We start from the raw sequence: 18,004 nt of genomic DNA, 5'->3' as shown, positions 1-18,004 counted from the left end.
CTTAATACTTTTTAAATAGGATGGTAGCATTATGACCACCGAAACCGAAGGAATTGGATATAGCCACATTGACGACCCGCTCACGGGCCTTATTGGGCACATAATCCAAATCAAGTTCGGGGTCAGGGTTCTCGTAGTTAATGGTAGGCGGAATCAAATTATTAGCGATTGTCAAAACGGTGGCAATCGCCTCAATAGCCCCAGCCGCACCAAGCAAATGTCCAGTCATGGATTTAATCGAACTCACAGCAAGCTTATAAGCATGGTCGCCGAAAAGGGTTTTAATGGCTAGTGTTTCATTTTTATCGTTAAGCGGCGTAGAAGTACCATGAGCATTAATATAGTCGACCATTTCAGGGGTTAAGCCCGCGTCTTTTATAGCCATAGCCATACATTTGGCCGCCTGCGCGCCTTCCGGGGCAGGCGCGGTGATGTGGTAAGCATCGGCATTAAATCCATAGCCGGCTATTTCGGCATATATACGGGCTCCGCGCGCCAAAGCGTGGTCTAAGGATTCTAAAATGAGAATTCCGGCGCCTTCGCCCATAACAAAGCCGTCACGATCGCGGTCGAAAGGGCGCGATGCTTTTTCTGGCTCGTCATTGCGGGTCGACATAGCCTTCATGGAGCAAAATCCTGCCACCGCAGCCGGTGAAATGGCCGCTTCTGTACCGCCGGCAACCATGATGTCAGCATCGCCGCGTTGGATAATCTTAAACGCGTCACCGATCGCATTGGTACCGGTAGCACAGGCAGTAATGACGCAACTGCACGGTCCCTGCAGTCCAAACGTGATGGACGTTTGGCCAGCCGCCATATTGGCGATCATCATAGGCACAAAGAAGGGACTGACGCGGCTAGGTCCCTTTTCAAACAGCACCTTGAACTGGTCATGAAGCGTTTCCATGCCGCCAATGCCGGTGCCAATCATAGTACCGACGCGGGAACGGTCTTCTTGGTCCAGGTTTATGCCCGCGTCCTCAATGGCCATTTTGGTAGCTGCCAAAGCGAACTGGGTAAACCGGTCCATCCGTTTGGCTTCTTTTTTGTCAATAAATTTCCCAGGGTCAAAATTTTTTACTTCGCCGGCAATCTGCGTGCTGTAATCGGCCGGATCAAAGCGGGTAATGCGGGAAATACCGGACTTTCCAGCAACCAACGACTGCCAGTATTCATCTTTGCCGATACCAATGGGGGTCACGGCGCCGATGCCTGTTACTACTACGCGCTTACTCAAATTACTCACCTCAACAAGCTAATTTATTTCTTCAACTTCCTTCAATAGGCGGGCAAAGATCTCTTTCACAGGTAAGATGTCATCTATTTTATGAATGTACTCGCCTGTAAAAACAAGGCCTGTCTCCACATCGCCTTGTTGGGCGCGGGTCAGAGCATCGATGATGCAGAAGTTCTGCTCGCAGTGTTTCAGGCAGGCCTTGCAAATATCAGGGGTAGGCGCAGTACCTTCAAGAATTTTCTCAGCAAAAGGATTTTTTACAGCCCGCCCGGGCAGCCCAACAGGGCTCTTAATCAATACAACATCCTCGGGCCTGGCTTTGAGGTAAAACTCTTTCAGCGCTGGCGCGGCATTGGATTCTTCGCTGGCGGCAAAACGAGTACCCATTTGCACACCGTCCGCACCAAGCTTCATTACTTCGACAATATCCCGGCCAGTAATTACGCCGCCGGCCCCAATAACCGGTATCTTTACTGCCTTCTTGATTTCGGGAACCAATACCCGCATTGACTGGTCAGTTCCAAGATGACCCCCGGCTTCCTTTCCTTCGACTACGACAGCGGCTGCTCCTAACGACTCCGAAATTTTTGCTAATTTGACTGATGAAACAATCGGCACAATCGGAGTACCTGACTCTCTTCCCATACCAAACATATCGCGAGAGAAACCAGCCCCCGCGACAACCAGGTCAATTCCTTCTTCAATTGCGGTCCGAACAAGGCTAGCAAATTCCCGCGCAGCAACCATGGCATTAATGCCAATGATCCCTTTGGTCAGCGAACGGGCCAGTCGAATTTCGTGGCGTAACTCATCGAGCGGCATTCCGGAAGCGGCAATCAGGCCTACTCCGCCTGCTTCAGCCACCGCAGCCGCCAAGCGTGCCGTCGAAATCCTTACCGCCATTCCTCCTTGGATGATTGGTATTTTGGCCACGAGATGACCAATTCTCAGTTCTGGAAGTTTCAAGAAACAACTCCTCCATTCAAGTGCGCAGTACCTTTAAGAAAGTCCCGCGAAAAGGATAATTTCACGGGACTTTCTTGTTTTAGACAGGTAATGCTTAACCTTGTTTTTCCTTGTCTATGTACTCCACAGCGTCTTTAACGGTCTTGATCTTCTCCGCAACTTCGTCGGGAATTTCAATGTTAAATTCCTCTTCGAAGGCCATAATTAACTCGACAATATCCAGAGAGTCAGCGCCAAGATCATCGATAAAGGTGGATTCCATAGTCACATCGGCTTCATCAACGCCTAATTGTTCAACAACGATTTCTTTTACTTTATCAAAAGTCGTCATAATCCTTTCACCTCCTTCCAAAGCAGAGTTACATTACCATGCCGCCGTCGACGTTTATGGTCTGTCCCGTTATATAGTTTGCATAATCAGACGCTAAAAATAATACGGCAGCGGCAACATCATCGGGTGTACCTAGTCGACCTAAAGGAATTTTACTGCTTAATTCCGTTTTAACGTGTTCTGGCAAAACAGCGGTCATATCGGTGGTGATAAAACCAGGAGCAATAGCATTGACGGTAATGCCGCGAGACGCCAATTCCTTAGCCATCGATTTGGTAAAACCAATCACACCGGCCTTTGCCGCAGCATAGTTGGACTGCCCGGCGTTACCCATTATTCCGACTACCGAAGTCATGTTGATAATCTTACCGCTTTTCTGTTTCATCATTATACGAGAAACAGCCTTGGTACAATGGAAAATACCTTTAAGATTTGTGTTTATAACGGCATCCCATTCTTCTTCCTTCATCCGCATCAGCAGGTTGTCACGGGTAATGCCAGCGTTGTTAACCAGGATGTCGATGCGCCCGAATGTATCCATGGCTTGTTTGACAAGCGTTTCTACCGCTTCGGCATTAGCAACATCGGCCTGAACCATGATAGCTTGCCCGCCCTCGGCAACAATCGCGTCCACTACCTCTTTGGCTGCTGCGACATTGCCTGCGTAGTTGACAACCACCTTCGCTCCTGCCCTAGCCAGCGCAATTGCCACCGCGCGGCCAATCCCCCGGGACGCGCCGGTTACAATTGCCACTTTACTGTCTAAATGCATTTTAACGAACCTCCTTGAAATAATCAAGGGCTTTTTCTAGCGAAGCCAAGTCTTCGACATTCAGGGTGACAACATCCTTGGCGATTTTCTTAGTGAAACCCGTGAGGACTTTCCCTGGACCAACTTCGATAAAAACATTGGCACCGGAGCGGACGATTTGATCCACACAATCCTCCCATAAAACAGGACTGGCCGCTTGCTGCACAAGTGATGCTTTAATAGTCTCACCCTTGGTAATAATTTGGCCATTGACGTTAGCTACGACGGGCACAACAGCATCGCGAACGGTAATTTTCTCAAGCTCAGCCGCCAGTTTTTCCGCGGCGGGCTGCATAAGGGTACTGTGGAAAGGCGCACTGACAGGCAGCATAACTGCCCGTTTGGCTCCGGCAGCTTTGAGTTCTTCAACTGCCTTCTCTACGGCAGCCGTACGTCCGGCAATAACAATCTGTCCGGGACAATTAAAATTTACCGCCTGCACCGGCCCAACCTGATCCTGTACTTGCCCGCAAACTTCCACCACTTTGTCCCGCTCAAGCCCCATGATGGCTGCCATGCTACCCTCACCAAGCGGGACAGCTTCCTGCATATACTGACCACGTTTACGCACTAGCCGCACCGCATCAGCGAAATCAATAGCGCCTGCCGCCACCAGGGCCGAATACTCGCCTAAACTGTGGCCTGCAACAATATCGGGTTTGAGACCTTTTTCCTCCAGTACTTTATAGCAAGCCACGCTGACCGTCAAGATAGCGGGCTGTGTGTTATATGTTTTGCGCAGCTCCTCCTCCGGGCCGTTGAAACAAAGCTCGGTAATTGAAAAACCTAATGCCTCATCGGCTGTTTTAAAGACAGTCTGAACAACGCTAAACGCATCGTACAGTTCTTTGCCCATACCCACGGCCTGTGAACCTTGACCAGGAAAGACAAAAGCCGTTCTCACCATTTCAGAGCCCCCCTATTTTGACTCAAAATTCTCGCTAATACGGGCCATCACTTTCGGAATATCGCGTACAATATCCTGAATAATTTCTGCTACTGGCTTAATGTCATCGATCATGCCAGCGATCTGCCCGACCATTACCGATCCATTTTTGACATCACCGTCCCGGGCAGCGGCACGAAGCTTTCCGGCCCCGAGACGATCCAACTCTTCTGGGGAAGCGCCTCGCTTTTCAAGCTCCATAAACTGGCGCGTCAAGTTATTAGCAATGACCCGGACAGGATGTCCGGTAGACTGACCGGTTACGACCGTGGACCGTTCTTTTGCTTTCAAAATGGCTTCTTTATAATTCGGATGGGCAATACACTCCACCGATGCCACAAAGCGCGTTCCGATTTGCACCCCCTGTGCACCGAGCGCCAGAGCAGCAACTACGCCGCGGGCATCACCAATGCCACCGGCAGCAATAACCGGTACCGATACTGCGTCAACAACTTGTGGAACCAGCGCCATAGTGGTTACTTCGCCAATATGGCCTCCGCTTTCCATACCTTCGGCAATGATGGCGTCTACTCCTATCCGTTCTAACCGTTTGGCCAGGGCTACAGAGGCAACAACCGGGATAATTTTGCTGCCGATATCTTTTAAAGCCGGAATATATTCGGCAGGATTACCCGCACCAGTAGTAACCACAGGCACACGTTCTTCTACCACAACCTGCATAACTTCTTTGACAAAAGGTGACATGAGCATGATATTAACCCCAAAGGGCTTGTTGGTCATGCTTTTGGTTTTCCTAATTTCGGCACGAAGGGCATCGGGTGGCATATGACCGGCGCCAATAAGCCCAAGCCCGCCGGCGTTAGAGACGGCTGCGGCCAGTTCAGCGGTTGCCACCCATGCCATACCGCCCTGCAAAATAGGGTATTCAGTATTTAACAGCTGGCATAGCTTGTTTTTAAGCAATAGTTTTGTCCTCCTTGCACCATTTTATAACGCAAGACGCCCAGGTCAAACCGGCACCAAAACCGACTAAAACAACAACGTCGCCATTTTTTACCCTTCCGCTTTGTACCGCTTCTTCTAAAGCGATCGGAATGGACGCCGCTGATGTGTTGCCATACTTATCAACATTAACTATTACTTTGTCCATCGGCAGCTTCAACCGTTTGGCCGCTGACTGAATAATACGGATATTAGCTTGGTGCGGAATCAAGCAATCTACTTCCTGGTGTCCAAGCCCTGCATTCTCAAGCGCTTTGATGGCTGCTTCGCCCATAACTTTTACGGCAAACTTAAATACCTCGTTGCCGTTCATATGGACAAAATGCAACCGCTGTGACACTGTTTCCACCGAAGAAGGCAGCCGGGAACCGCCGGCCGGCAGCTTGAGCAAATCACCGCCTGAACCGTCAGCGCCAAGATGAAACCCTATCAATCCACAGCCGGGCTCTGTCTCGCTAAGCACCGCTGCACCAGCCCCGTCGCCGAAGAGTACACATGTATTGCGGTCAGTCCAGTCTAAAATTTTCGACAGCGTTTCCGCCCCGATAACTAGTACTTTTTTGTAAAGTCCTGTTTTAATAAACTGCGCCCCCACTGTCAGACCGTAAACAAAACCGGAGCAGCCGGCCGCCAAATCAAAAGCTGCCGCCCTGGTGGCTTTCAGATTATCCTGCACCAGACAAGCGACCGAAGGAAAAAACATATCTGGCGTAGCTGTGGCTACTATGATAAGGTCAAGTTCATCAGCACTTATACCAGCATCGGACAAAGCTCTTTCCGCAGCACGGGTCGCTAAATCGGAGGTAGCGACATCCGGGTCCGCGATACGTCTTTCCCGGATGCCTGTACGCTCGACTATCCATTCATCTGTGGTATCGACCATTTTTTCCAGGTCGTGATTGGTTAGCACTTTCTCCGGTACATAGCAACCAAGGCCAAGAATGCCTACCCCTCTATCAATCGCCTTCATTTGTAATGACTCCCTCCTTCGCAATGTTTTCACGGATATGGTCCACCACTCGTTTGTCGGTAAATTCTTTGGCCACTCTTATCGCGTTTTTAATAGCCTTGGCTTTGGAACTGCCATGGCAGATGATAAAGCCGCCGTCCACACCGAGAAGCGGCGCACCGCCGTATTCGGCGTAATCCAGTTTTTTCTTTAACCCCCGAAAGGCCGGTAAAACCATTAAAGAAGCCATTTTGGCAATGAAGCCGCTATTTTGGATGGCTTCTTTCAAAAGTTGCATGATGGCACTGGCCAAACCCTCTCCCAACTTTAAAACAACGTTACCGACAAAACCATCGCACACTACTACGTCTACCGTCCCTTTTGGAATATCACGTCCTTCGACATTCCCAATAAAGTTAATTGTTGTCAGTTGTTTAAGGAGTGGATAGGTTGCCAATGCCTGCTCATTGCCTTTTGTTTCTTCTTCACCGATATTCAAAAGGCCGATGCGTGGGTTTTTTATACCAAGAACATATTCTGCGTAAATGGAGCCCATGATGGCGCTTTGCACAAGATGTTTCGGCTTGCTGTCCACGTTTGCACCGGAATCGAGAAGCACGGTGGTGCCAGATAAGTTGGGTATCGGCGTAGCGATAGACGGGCGTTCAATTCCCTTAATTCGGCCTAACCCAAACATGGCAGCCGCTACCGCCGCACCAGTACTTCCGGCCGAAATTACTACATCACAGTTTCCTTCCTTTACCAAACGGGTTGCAACAACCACAGAAGCATCTTTTTTCTTACGGACAGCAGCTCCCGGATGCTCATGCATTTCAATCACTTGCGAAGCATGGTAAACAGTCAGGTTAGAGAGGGCTTGGGCGCCATACCGCTCGAGAAGCGGCTTGATTTTTGTCTCATCGCCAACTAAAACAACCTCGCACGAAAATTCTTTAACTGCCTCTATCGCTCCCAGCACAATCTCATTGGGAGCAAAATCCCCACCCATGGCGTCGACGGCAACTCTCATTATTATCTCCCTTCATGTTCCAACGAGACCATAATGAACTTGGCTCGAAACACTTCTTCCATATCGTTCCTAGTTTTTACCCAAATAAAATATTTATTGCCTCTCTTCCGTACAACTTCTGCCTTTGCTACCAGTTTTTCGCCTACACGCACAGGCACTTTATATTTAATATTAGCAACGCCAGTAACAGCAGCAGGCGCATCTACCACGGCAAGCGCTAAGGAGTTAGCCTGAGCAAATATATAATGAGCCCGAGCAACCTGGGTTTTCTCAAGAACCATATCGGCTGTTACCGTCATAATGGAGATGCCGCTCTTACCAACTTCCAGGTCAATTAATTCCCCGATTACATCGGTGCTGGCTATGGCTTGAAGCTTGTTACGGGCTTCCTCTGCCATTTGTTTAATCCGTTCCCGCAGTTCCGGAATACCAAGCTCCAGCCGATCCAAACGGATAGTCTGCACGCTGACCTGCAAATATTCAGCCAAGTCTTCGTCGGTTGAAAACGGACTGGTCTGTAGCCTCTCCTTCAAACGCTCCTGTCGGATTTTTTTTTGTATACGTGCCATGGTATCACCTAATTTATTAGCAAGTATTAAAACCAATTGCTAGTATTTATTATATCGATTAGCTCATATTAGTCAAGCAGATTCTGCCAAAATAAAATGAGCAAGATAAAGTCCAATTGGCCTTTATCTTGCTCACTATACACCCTTTTATTCCGCCGTTTTAACTACTTCCCTACCATCATAATAGCCACACTCCCGGCAAACCCGGTGCGGCATTTTTAATTCATGGCACTGCGGACATTCAATAAGACCAGGAATTGTCAGCTTCCAATTAGCGCGGCGCTTATCGCGGCGGGATTTGGACAGTTTACGCTTTGGTACTGCCATCTAGAACACCTCCTTAGCAGCATTATTCTTTTTTAAACAATTGTTGCAGTACGGCCAGCCGGGGATCGACCGAGCCTTTTTCACATGAACAGTCTTTTTCATTGAGATCAGCTCCGCAAACAGGGCACAACCCCCGACAACTCTCGCTGCATAAGGGTTTAAGCGGCTCGGCAAGCAACAGGTTTTCGCGCAATAAATCGGTAATGTCGATTTCATTGCCTTCATAACTGGCGGCATCTTCGTCGGGCAGGAAACCAGGCGTAAAATACTTTTCGGTGAAAGGAATTTCCATAGCCATGGTAAAAGGCTTTAAACAGCGGTTACAATCATAGCGCGCTTTAGCCTTAATAGAACCTCGGATTTCAAGGAATTGACCGTTATTCGCAACCTCACCCTCGACGATAATATCGCCGCCATCCCAGCCAAATTCTTCTTCCGGAAGCCCTAGTTCGGGAGCGGAGGTTACGAAGTAAAAAGACCTGCGGCCGCCAGCCTCTTGTTTTACCTGCGAGATATCAATTTTCATCATTTTCCACTCGACCTTCACTAATTATAGCGGGAGCATCCTGGTTTGTCAAGAAACGCTAGGAACTCCGCCGAGCAGGTTATACCAGGCTGGCGCAAATCGCTTTTGTGTCACGAGCGATAACCAGTTCTTCATTAGTCGGGATGACAAAAATTTTTACCTTGGCGCCGTCAACACTGATTTCCTGGGCTTTTCCTCGGATATTATTCTTAACAGGATCAATGCGGGTTCCCAGATATTCCAGTCCATTGCATATTTTATCGCGCATACTCGGCGAGTTTTCACCCAGACCGGCCGTGAAGACAATGGCATCGACGCCACCCATAGCCGCTACATAGCCGCCAATGAACTTCTTTACTTTATAAGCAAAAATATCAAGGGCAAGCTGCGCTCTTTCATTGCCTTCAGCTGCCGCCTCCTCGATATCCCTAAAATCGCTTGATACACCAGATATTCCTAGAACACCTGATTTTTTGTTGAGGTAGGTATCAATTTGGTCGGCGGTCATTCCTTCTTTCTTCATAAGGAAGGGAATAATGGCCGGATCAATTTCGCCGGAACGCGTCCCCATGACCAGTCCTTCAAGGGGCGTAAAGCCCATGCTGGTGTCGACAGACTTGCCATACTTCACGGCAGCAATACTTGCCCCGTTGCCAAGATGGCAGGTGATAATGCGTAGATTACTCATGTGTTGCCCCATCAGTTCCGCGGCGCGTTGTGACACATACTTGTGCGAGGTGCCGTGGAAACCGTACCGCCGCAGACCGTATTTTTCGTAGGCTTCATACGGTAGTCCGTACAGGAAAGCATATTTAGGCATAGTTTGGTGGAAAGCGGTATCAAAAACGCCTACCTGCGGCACACCCGGCATAAGTTCGGCGCAGGCGTTAATCCCAAGAATATTGGGCGGATTATGTAGCGGCGCCATCTCAATGCAATCCTCCAGCGCCTTCATAACCTCAGGCGTAATAAGCACCGAGTCGGCAAATTTTTCGCCGCCATGAACGACTCGGTGGCCGACAGCGGAAATCTCTCTCATGCTGGAAATCACGCCGTAATCAGGGTGCGTGAGGGCGTCCAAAACCATTTTTATGCCAATACTATGGTTTTTAATGTCACCATTAAGAACAACCTTGTCTTTGCCGGCCGGCTGGTGAGTTAGTACAGAACCTTCCAGGCCAATACGTTCGACCAGACCTTTGGCCAGAACAGATTCGTCTTGCATGTTGAACAACTGATACTTGATTGAAGAACTACCACAATTCACGACTAAAACTTTCATAAAAAAATCCCCCTATCTTTATTTCTGGACAGACCACTAGACCACCAAAAAACCATTTTTCGACACCTGTATTAAATTCCCTGCATAGAGCACCGCAATTTGCAAAAAATGTTTGGCGCTCATAGTATTTGCAGGATTGGGGATATCATTACGCAAAGAGATATTTTACTTATCCCGACTACATTTTCCGACAAGAGGTGAAAACCGTGCAAGCAGTAGGCGCGATTGTCGAATATAACCCTTTTCACAACGGCCATTTATGGCATTTGATCCAAGCCCGTGCCATTACGGGTTGTCCCTATGTCATCGGCGTTATGAGCGGTAACTTTGTCCAGCGCGGCGAGCCCGCTATTCTTGACAAATGGACCAGGGCGGAAATGGCCGTACGCTGCGGTATGGACCTCGTGCTAGAACTGCCTTATGTTTATGCAGTTCGTAGCGCTCAATATTTTGCCGCCGGCGCCGTCCGTCTCCTAAGCGCTCTAGGCGTTGTTACTCATCTTTGTTTTGGCGCCGAACAGGCTGACCTTGCCTACCTCGACAAAGTAGCCACCGCCCTCGCCGAAAATAAAGTAAATGCTTCCATCGTTCGTCACCTGAAAAAGGGTGGCACTTATGCCGCCGCTCTGAGCACAGCCGTCGAAGAAACCGGACTGGTTACCGGCGATACACTAAAACTGCCTAATAATATTCTGGCTATTGAATATTTACGAGCGATAAAAAAATACGCGCCGGAATTAGCTCCTGTCGTCGTCCCCCGCAAGGCAGCGAATTACCACGACCGGACCATTGCCGGACCAATTGCCAGCGCTACTGCCATCCGCCAGACCCTGATAGCCGGCCCAAAAACGCGGGAGTCGGTGCGGCAGGCCGTCCCCGCCGCCGCTCTATCCCTTTTGGAGGAAAAGCTTCGGGTCGGACAAGGCCCTGTTACACTGGAGCAGTTTGCCCCCCTGCTTTTAGCACGCCTGCGCTCAGCCACAGCACAGTGGCTGGAAAGCCTTCCTGACGTTTCAGAAGGACTGCATTATAAAATTCTTACTGCCGCACAAACAGCCACCAATCTGGAAGAGGTTATAGCTGCCATAAAAAGCAAACGCTACACCCGAACACGGTTGCAGCGCATACTAATTCATGCTCTTTTGGGAGTAACCAAACCAGACATGGCTCTCTTTGACCGTACCGGGCCGCTCTATGCCCGCGTACTTGCCTTCAACGACCAGGGACGGCTATTGCTTAAAGAAATTCAACGGCGTACCTCTATCCCGGTCATCACTAAAACAACGAGATTTTTAAACAGTCACAGCCGTAGCCGCCACGTCCTAAATGATCTACAAGTAATGCTGGCTTATGACACTTTGGCGACTGACCTGTATGTATTAGGGCTTCCTAATCACCACTATCGCTCGGGCGGCTGGGATTTTCGCCGGTCGCCGCTATACATCGCTGCCCCTCCTCCGCCAACAGCGCTTTGATTTTAGGAAGTGCCGCCTCTCCCGCCTGTTCACCTAAAGCGACACATTCATCAATTGCTTCAAAAGAGCTCGGCGTAATATGGGCCACGTCGGGACGAATGAGAACATCGCAGTAATGCTGACGATGCTTAAAAAGTTCCCGTTCCATGATGTCGATGGATTGGATTATCACGTCGAAAGTATTGGTAATCTTACATATCGTTCCAGCATGCGCGAGGTCTACGGCAATAACAATATGAGCTCCCATTCGCCGGACTACGTCGATAGGCGTCGGGTTAATCACTGCTCCGTCTACCAGCAACATATCATTAAGGCGGTGCGGAACAAAGATACCCGGTACCGAAATACTAGCCCGTACTGCTTGAGCTACATCTCCTTCCTGAAAAACAATTTCTTGACCCGTTGTTAATTCGGTAGCCACCACGGCCAGCGGGATGCGCAAGTCGGCAAACTGTTTTTGCTGAGTTAGTAGTTTCAGCATAGCCAAGACCCGTTCCCCGGCAATAATCCCCATTTTGGGGATGATAAAATCTAGCCAATGGCGTCTTTTGGTGTGCTTAGCCAGCTTATAAATTGTATCTGGATCCAATCCAGCGCAGTACAAAGCGCCTACCAGGGCGCCTATACTGCAGCCTGCAATGTAGTCGATGGGAATGCCTTCCCTTTCTAGTACTCTTAACACCCCAACATGGGCCAACCCCCGTAGCCCGCCTGACCCGAGCGCCAAACCGATTTTCGGTCGCATACAGTCCTCCTGTCGGAAAAACGAGTTATATTACCTCTACCCAGTCATATATATAGTAACAGACCGTCTAGGGGTGGAGGAGGAGATTTTCAATGAAGATTTGGGGCAGGGGCAGACGATACCGCTCCCGTCTATTAGCATATTTTATGGCTTTTAGCACAGTATTTATTACTATCTCTATGGTAAAATACCCGAAAGAAGCCTTCGACTCCGCAGTGATGGGGCTTAATTTGTGGTGGAATGTAGTCTTCCCTGCTCTGCTTCCTTTTTTTATTCTGTCTGAAATCTTAATGGGTTTTGGCGTAGTCCATTTTATTGGCATTCTCCTGGAACCGCTCATGCGTCCCATTTTTAATGTGCCCGGCGTAGGCGCATTTGCGATGTCAATGGGTCTGGCATCCGGATATCCTATGGATGCTGTCATCACCTGCAAATTTCGAAAAAACCAAATGTGTACTGCTGTTGAGGCTGAACGTCTATTGTCATTCACTAACACAGCCGACCCGTTATTTATGTTTGGCGCTGTCGCCGTCGGCATGTTCGGCATGCCTGAATTAGGAGCGACAATAGCTCTGGCTCATTATATTTCTAGTTTTTTAGTTGGAGTAATATTCCGTTATCACGGCCGTCACCGTGACGGGATCACCCAAGACGCGCCAAAACCGTCAGGCAATATCATTCTACGTGCCTTTCGAGCCCTGTATAACGCCCGGCAGGAGGATAAACGCTCAACCGGCCAATTACTAGGTGATGCCGTAAAATCATCGATGAACACTATCCTCCTGATCGGCGGCTTCATTATCCTTTTTTCCGTATTCTTACGCATTATCTCTGTCGTTGGCGTCACCGGTATGTTGGAAAAAGTCTTTGCCCTCTTTCTCAGTTTTTTTGGCTTTAGTTCGAACTTAGCCGCCGCACTGGTCAGCGGCTTTTTTGAAATAGATCTGGGCACTATGGCGGCCAGCCAAGCTGACGCGCCGCTAGTAGAAAAGGTGGCCGTCGCCAGTGCCATTATCGCCTGGAGCGGTCTGTGCGTCCATGGTCAGGTGGCCAGCATTGTCATTGAATCAGGAATTCGCATGGCTCCTTATATGTTTGGCCGTCTACTTCACGCCATTCTCGCCGCCGTCCTTACCGTCCTCATAATGAAGTCCCCGTTAGCGCTCGGCAGTTATTTCAGCGTCCCGGTTATGTGGAGGCCCGTCGGAGTCAATTCTTGGGCGTTTTGGACAACGCGCATTGAACAGGCAACCTATCAGATTGCCTTGCTAATCGGAATTTTAGTTACTTTTTCTCTCGCCGTTCATATTGCCCGCGAGATTTTTGCCTATGTAAGAAGATAAGGAGCACCATTCCTTATCTTCTTTTATTCGTGTCTGCTTTGCTGCAAGCTGCCATGGCCTTGCCTGATTACCTCCAGCGCCTTTTCCAGGTTAGCCTCAATCTGTTTAAAAACTTCGCTCGCATAAATTAGCGCCTGATTGTGCAGCTCTCTGGCTTCTTTTTGGGCTTGTTGGATAATTTCGTTGGCCTGCTCCTGTGCTTGCCGGGTAATAATATTTTCATCTGTTAATTTTAATATATAACTCTTAGCCTGCTCAATTATGGTTTGAGCCTCCCGTTGGGCCTCGTCCAAAATCCGTTGCCGCTCAGCCAGAATGCGTTTGGCTTCCACTATCTCGCCTGGTACGGTTTCCCGGAGTTCGTCCATAAGTCGCCCCAGGTCATCCTCCTCGATAATCAGTTTGTTGGTAAAAGGAACCTTTGCGGCTTCCACAAGCAAGTTCTCCATCTCATCCAAGATCTCAATCGTTTTCATCCTTGCCTCTCCCATCTAGTCTTTGCACATGTTTACGCTTCATGCAAGCGCCGTAAAATCCGCTCTTCCACACATTGTGGAACCAACCCGCGAATAGAGCCACCGAACTTTGCCAGCTCTTTAATTCCGCTGGAACTGACAAAGGAATACTCACTACTCGTCATCATAAACACGGTTTCGATTACCGGATCAATTTTTTTGATCAATAAGGCCCGCTGAAACTCATATTCAAAATCGCTAAGCGCGCGCAAACCTCTTACTATGATATTACTGTTTTGTCGTCGCACATATTCGTTAAGTAACCCGGAGAAACAATCGACACGGACGTTAGGAATATGCCCGGTGGCTTCCCGGAGCATCTCAACACGTTCTTCCATGGTAAACAGCGGTTTTTTGTTCGGGTTATGGAAAACAGCTACTATGATTTGGTCGAACAGCTGGCTTGCTCGCGCAAAAATGTCAAGATGGCCATTGGTAACAGGGTCGAAACTACCGGGGCAAACTGCGATGCGCACGATTTAACCTCCTAGAATATAACTTTAGCTTTGCGTTGAATAAAACTAATCATTGTTTCACCATATTGCTTTGTCAGTACGATGTTTAAGTTAAAAAAATTGTCATTGAGTATTTCGCGTCGCGAATGCTCGATTACCAAAAGCCCGTTTTCCCGTAGAAGGAGACGATTGTCAAGCTTTTCCGCTACCGCGGTCGCTAATCCTTTGTTGTAAGGTGGATCGCAAAAAATTAGGTCAAAGTTTTGACCCAATTGGGCGGCCCGGTCGATGTACCGCAAAGCGTCACTTTTATAGACATGAGTCCGGTCTGCCAATTTGGTGTGAATGATGTTTTCTTTAATTAGAGCAATACTTGCCGGACTATTGTCGACAAAGATGGCGCTTTTCGCCCCTCGGCTGACGGCCTCCAATCCCAGATTGCCTGTTCCAGCGAATAAATCGAGGACATCGGCATCGAGAACAACGGAGCCCAAAATATTAAACATAGATTCTTTGACGCGGTCAGCCGTAGGCCGCACGTCAAGACCGCGCGGCGTTTTCAGTTTTGTGCCTTTGGCGCTGCCGGTAATAATTCGCATGGTAACTCCGTCTTTATGTTAAATAAGCTTCTCGTTCAAAGTATAACTCATTATACATCTACAGGATTTTTTCCTGCCAAGTCGAAATTATTTAGGGTTGTTGATAAACGAGGTGATTTATGCCTAAACGCTTTATTGTATACATATTGTTTATTGTTGCTCTCGTTTTTATAACGACAACAGTGCACGTCAGGATAGGAACCATTCGCCAAGTCCACCCTCTCCCGCCGTCAACACTTAGCGCCCCGGCGGCAAAAGTAGTCTTGCTCCCCCTAGATAGCCGACCGGCCTGCACCCAATTTGTCCAACAACTTGGCCAAATTGGCGGTATTTTCGTCATGATGCCCCCGCAAGAACTGCTTGATCACTACGATAGACCTGCTAACCGGCAAGGTCTGCATGAATGGCTCCGCCAAGCGGTCAAAGACAGCAATGCGGCGATTATTTCCGTAGATATGCTCATTCACGGTAGCCTATTGTCTTCTCGGCTGGCAAACGGTTCGACGGCAGACGTGGAAGCAGTAATCAAACTTCTCCAACTACTCCGAAGGGAAAACCCGGAAATAAAACTTTACGTGTTTAGCATAATTCCTCGGCTACTACTGGCTGACAGTCATGCCAACGTTTTATATCAGAAAAAACTGTTTCAATTCTCAATTTTAAAAGACCAGACTGCTATCTTCGAGAACCCTCACGACATAAAAAAACTTGCCGCACTTTCGGAAGAAATCCCTCCGGAACTCGTAGAGAATTATCTGCGTCTTTACCAGGAAAATTATCGCGTCAACCTTGCCTTGATGAACCTTGTTGAACAGGGAATAATCGACTATCTGGTCATTGGTCAGGACGACGGTCATCCCTTTGGTGTACCCAACATGGTAAAGCAGCGCGTACAACATCACTGGGAAACGGCCATGCATGCAACGAAAAAAGTAATGATCACCCGCGGCACCGACGAAGTAGCCTTGACCCTCTTAGGCCGCTTCGCCATGGATTTGTTCCAATACCAGCCCCGCATCTACGTCGTCTACTCGGATCCAACCGTAGCCCAACTGGTCATGCCCTTTATGCCCCACTCTATCCGGACGACGGTAACTGAAAAAATTTCCCTTGTCAAAGGCATCGAGGTTTCTTCACCGGCAGCGGCCGATTTCGTCCTATACGTCCATGCTGGTACCCGTCATACGGGACCCGGGCAACTTCGCGCGGCGGCACGGGAAATTGACGCCCTGCTCAGAGGAGGAAGCCGGATCGCCTTAGTTGACTTAACAGAAGATTTCTTCGCGTCGGAAACACTATTGCCCGTACTAATAACAAAAAATATTGCTGTTACCAACCTAGCCGCCTATGCGGGTTGGAACACCGCCAGTAATTCGATTGGTACAGCCGTAACGCAGGCCGCTCTGTTTTCCAGCCGATTGAATAACTCAAAAAACACGACGGAAAAATACGATCTCTATCGTTACAATTTAACATTTCTCGTTGCCCGGATATTGGACGACTGGTATTACTTGAAAGATGTTCAACCTCTTGTCAATGAACGTCTCCGCGCCGCCGGCGTCAACCCTTATAACTTGGGTTTATTCTATTCAAAAACCAATAAACTTATTGCCAGCCTAATGCAGGACCGGGGACGCCACTTTTTTCAAAAGGCCTTAGCTAATCGGGAAATTCCGGTTGAAGGCGATAATAACGTTCGCTTAGTTGTAACCAGCTTGGCAATAAAAGTTAGTCTTCCTTGGGAACGTACGTTCGAGATCCACCTCGACCCCAACCTATCCTTTGGGTTGGTTCACTAAATTATTTCAACAGACGACGCGCTCCCAGGTAACGCGCAACATAATACTCTTTTTTCATTGAGGTAACCGTGACTTCACCCGCAGCCGAGCTGGCATGAATAAATAAATCGCCGCCAAGATAAATACCCACATGGGAAGGGCCAGGTGCATAAGTGCTAAAAAACACCAGGTCACCCGGCTTAAGCTCCGTGCGGCTGACCCATTGCCCTACAGCAAACTGCTCATCCGCGGTACGGGGGACGGTTATTCCGAAATGCTCCAAAACGTAAACAATGAAGCCCGAGCAGTCAAAACCGCCAGGTGTTTGTCCCGACCATGCATAGGGCGTTCCTAAATAGCGCGTGGCAAAAGCAGCAATCTGTTGTCCTTTTCTTTCATTTCCTCCGCTACGGCTAAGCTCTGGCTGCTCGTGATATTCGCGGAGGGCCTGCCAAGTCAGCGTCCCAACCACGCCATCAGGTTCTATACCTGTCGCCTGCTGAAAATGCATGACCGCCAAACGAGTCTGTGTTCCAAACTTACCGTCAACGGCGTCGGTATAAAATCCTAATTCCAGTAGTTTAGACTGGAGATGCGCGACCTCTTCGCCTGCCATTCCCTGCTTTAAGATAGGAGGCAGCGGCTCAACCGGCGAGCCGGCTACCGGGCTTGTTAACAATAAAAGCAGGGTGATTATGGCAAGAAACGAACCGAAAATGCCCATCCGGCGTCCCACCTCACCTAATTTTGTTGTAGATTTCGTGTAATAACCGCTAATTCCTGGTTATATATTACAAAAATTTTATAGAGGTTCATTGTAAAATGAAATGCAACAGCAAAAGATGAAAAAAGGACTCCCACGTAGAATTCCGGTATGATGAGGGGACTCAATCCAAACCATACAGGAGGGTTCTGCCATGGAAGTCCAAGAACAGTGTACCACATCTGCACGGTCTTTTGAACACCTAAATGCCTATGAGCGCGGAATTATCAAAGCACTTTTGGGTGAGAAGCGCTCAATACGCTATATAGCACGGCAACTTGGCCGTCATCCAAGTACGATTTCACGCGAAATTAAGCGGGGTACAGTTAAGCAGCGACGCTCCGACCTTACTGAATATGAGGCATACTACCCCGAAACGGGACAAGCAGTATAC

General features: G+C 48.8%; 21 protein-coding genes. 4 read left to right on the top strand and 17 right to left on the bottom strand.

What is annotated here, in order from left to right; translation table 11 throughout:
* Position 1: 1 nt before the first annotated feature.
* The 12 genes from fabF to BLQ99_RS13065 all read right to left on the bottom strand — a co-directional run bounded on the left by fabF (position 2) and on the right by BLQ99_RS13065 (position 9,937).
* Positions 2 to 1,237 (bottom strand): beta-ketoacyl-ACP synthase II, encoded by a 1,236-nt coding sequence (gene fabF / locus BLQ99_RS13120; protein WP_093691712.1) that lies wholly within the window; start codon positions 1,235 to 1,237, stop codon positions 2 to 4.
* A gap of 18 nt (positions 1,238 to 1,255) precedes the next feature.
* Entirely contained in the window at positions 1,256 to 2,203 is a 948-nt protein-coding gene (locus BLQ99_RS13115) for an NAD(P)H-dependent flavin oxidoreductase (protein WP_093691710.1), read from the bottom strand.
* Positions 2,204 to 2,297: 94 nt separating this feature from the next.
* Positions 2,298 to 2,534, bottom strand: coding sequence for an acyl carrier protein (locus BLQ99_RS13110; protein WP_093691708.1), 237 nt, complete (start codon positions 2,532 to 2,534; stop codon positions 2,298 to 2,300).
* 28 nt (positions 2,535 to 2,562) lie between these two features.
* Complete coding sequence (gene fabG, locus BLQ99_RS13105; RefSeq protein ID WP_093691706.1) at positions 2,563 to 3,306, bottom strand: 3-oxoacyl-[acyl-carrier-protein] reductase; 744 nt, start codon at positions 3,304 to 3,306, stop codon at positions 2,563 to 2,565.
* A 1-nt stretch (position 3,307) separates the two neighbouring features.
* Positions 3,308 to 4,252: an ACP S-malonyltransferase gene (fabD, locus tag BLQ99_RS13100; RefSeq protein WP_093691704.1), complete on the bottom strand. Its 945-nt coding sequence runs from the start codon at positions 4,250 to 4,252 to the stop codon at positions 3,308 to 3,310.
* 12 nt (positions 4,253 to 4,264) lie between these two features.
* On the bottom strand, positions 4,265 to 5,215 hold the full coding sequence (gene fabK / locus BLQ99_RS13095) for an enoyl-[acyl-carrier-protein] reductase FabK (RefSeq protein ID WP_093691702.1): 951 nt from the start codon (positions 5,213 to 5,215) through the stop codon (positions 4,265 to 4,267).
* Complete coding sequence (locus tag BLQ99_RS13090; protein ID WP_093691700.1) at positions 5,208 to 6,224, bottom strand: beta-ketoacyl-ACP synthase III; 1,017 nt, start codon at positions 6,222 to 6,224, stop codon at positions 5,208 to 5,210. Before BLQ99_RS13090 ends, fabK begins: the two co-directional genes overlap by 8 nt.
* Complete coding sequence (gene plsX, locus BLQ99_RS13085) at positions 6,211 to 7,233, bottom strand: phosphate acyltransferase PlsX (protein ID WP_093691698.1); 1,023 nt, start codon at positions 7,231 to 7,233, stop codon at positions 6,211 to 6,213. Before plsX ends, BLQ99_RS13090 begins: the two co-directional genes overlap by 14 nt.
* Before the next feature lie 2 nt (positions 7,234 to 7,235).
* On the bottom strand, positions 7,236 to 7,802 hold the full coding sequence (gene fapR, locus BLQ99_RS13080) for a transcription factor FapR (protein ID WP_093691696.1): 567 nt from the start codon (positions 7,800 to 7,802) through the stop codon (positions 7,236 to 7,238).
* Positions 7,803 to 7,949: 147 nt separating this feature from the next.
* The gene (gene rpmF, locus BLQ99_RS13075) at positions 7,950 to 8,129 is read right to left on the bottom strand and encodes a 50S ribosomal protein L32 (RefSeq protein WP_007288489.1); all 180 of its coding nucleotides are present in this window, start codon (positions 8,127 to 8,129) and stop codon (positions 7,950 to 7,952) included.
* Positions 8,130 to 8,151: 22 nt separating this feature from the next.
* Positions 8,152 to 8,658 (bottom strand): YceD family protein, encoded by a 507-nt coding sequence (locus tag BLQ99_RS13070; protein WP_245690489.1) that lies wholly within the window; start codon positions 8,656 to 8,658, stop codon positions 8,152 to 8,154.
* Between the two features lie 76 nt (positions 8,659 to 8,734).
* Positions 8,735 to 9,937: an acetate/propionate family kinase gene (locus tag BLQ99_RS13065; protein ID WP_093691692.1), complete on the bottom strand. Its 1,203-nt coding sequence runs from the start codon at positions 9,935 to 9,937 to the stop codon at positions 8,735 to 8,737.
* A gap of 206 nt (positions 9,938 to 10,143) precedes the next feature.
* On the opposite strand from BLQ99_RS13065, the gene BLQ99_RS13060 reads away from it, so the two are divergent.
* The gene (locus BLQ99_RS13060) at positions 10,144 to 11,412 is read left to right on the top strand and encodes a nucleotidyltransferase (protein ID WP_093691690.1); all 1,269 of its coding nucleotides are present in this window, start codon (positions 10,144 to 10,146) and stop codon (positions 11,410 to 11,412) included.
* Here BLQ99_RS13060 and BLQ99_RS13055 read toward each other — a convergent pair.
* The gene (locus BLQ99_RS13055) at positions 11,327 to 12,157 is read right to left on the bottom strand and encodes a patatin-like phospholipase family protein (protein WP_093691688.1); all 831 of its coding nucleotides are present in this window, start codon (positions 12,155 to 12,157) and stop codon (positions 11,327 to 11,329) included. The genes BLQ99_RS13060 and BLQ99_RS13055 overlap by 86 nt on opposite strands.
* A gap of 92 nt (positions 12,158 to 12,249) precedes the next feature.
* On the opposite strand from BLQ99_RS13055, the gene ylbJ reads away from it, so the two are divergent.
* Positions 12,250 to 13,500, top strand: a complete 1,251-nt coding sequence (ylbJ, locus tag BLQ99_RS13050; RefSeq protein WP_093691687.1) for a sporulation integral membrane protein YlbJ — start codon at positions 12,250 to 12,252, stop codon at positions 13,498 to 13,500.
* A 23-nt stretch (positions 13,501 to 13,523) separates the two neighbouring features.
* On the opposite strand, the gene BLQ99_RS13045 is transcribed toward ylbJ, so the two are convergent.
* The 3 genes from BLQ99_RS13045 to rsmD are packed head-to-tail and all read right to left on the bottom strand — an operon-like array spanning position 13,524 to position 15,069.
* Positions 13,524 to 13,976 (bottom strand): ATP synthase subunit B family protein, encoded by a 453-nt coding sequence (locus BLQ99_RS13045; RefSeq protein WP_093691685.1) that lies wholly within the window; start codon positions 13,974 to 13,976, stop codon positions 13,524 to 13,526.
* A 32-nt stretch (positions 13,977 to 14,008) separates the two neighbouring features.
* Positions 14,009 to 14,491 (bottom strand): pantetheine-phosphate adenylyltransferase, encoded by a 483-nt coding sequence (gene coaD / locus BLQ99_RS13040; protein ID WP_093691683.1) that lies wholly within the window; start codon positions 14,489 to 14,491, stop codon positions 14,009 to 14,011.
* An 11-nt stretch (positions 14,492 to 14,502) separates the two neighbouring features.
* Positions 14,503 to 15,069 carry a 16S rRNA (guanine(966)-N(2))-methyltransferase RsmD gene (rsmD, locus tag BLQ99_RS13035; protein WP_093691681.1) on the bottom strand — a complete coding sequence of 189 codons (567 nt, stop codon included), beginning with the start codon at positions 15,067 to 15,069 and terminating at the stop codon, positions 14,503 to 14,505.
* Between the two features lie 119 nt (positions 15,070 to 15,188).
* Here rsmD and BLQ99_RS13030 point away from each other — a divergent pair, with 119 nt between their 5' ends.
* On the top strand, positions 15,189 to 16,868 hold the full coding sequence (locus tag BLQ99_RS13030; RefSeq protein ID WP_093691679.1) for a DUF4127 family protein: 1,680 nt from the start codon (positions 15,189 to 15,191) through the stop codon (positions 16,866 to 16,868).
* Between the two features lies 1 nt (position 16,869).
* Here the strand turns inward: BLQ99_RS13030 and BLQ99_RS13025 are convergent, their stop codons facing one another.
* Positions 16,870 to 17,571, bottom strand: a complete 702-nt coding sequence (locus tag BLQ99_RS13025; protein WP_093691677.1) for a C40 family peptidase — start codon at positions 17,569 to 17,571, stop codon at positions 16,870 to 16,872.
* Between the two features lie 193 nt (positions 17,572 to 17,764).
* Between BLQ99_RS13025 and BLQ99_RS13020 the strand changes: the two genes are divergently transcribed.
* On the top strand, positions 17,765 to 18,004 hold a 240-nt coding region (locus BLQ99_RS13020), incomplete at its 3' end, for a helix-turn-helix domain-containing protein (RefSeq protein WP_143005893.1).

This window comes from Sporolituus thermophilus DSM 23256, assembly GCF_900102435.1.
GTDB classification, from domain to species: Bacteria; Bacillota; Negativicutes; order Sporomusales; family Thermosinaceae; genus Thermosinus; species Thermosinus thermophilus.
The sequence above is the reverse complement of the archived record's forward strand: the minus strand, read 5'-3'. Positions and strand labels throughout refer to the sequence as shown.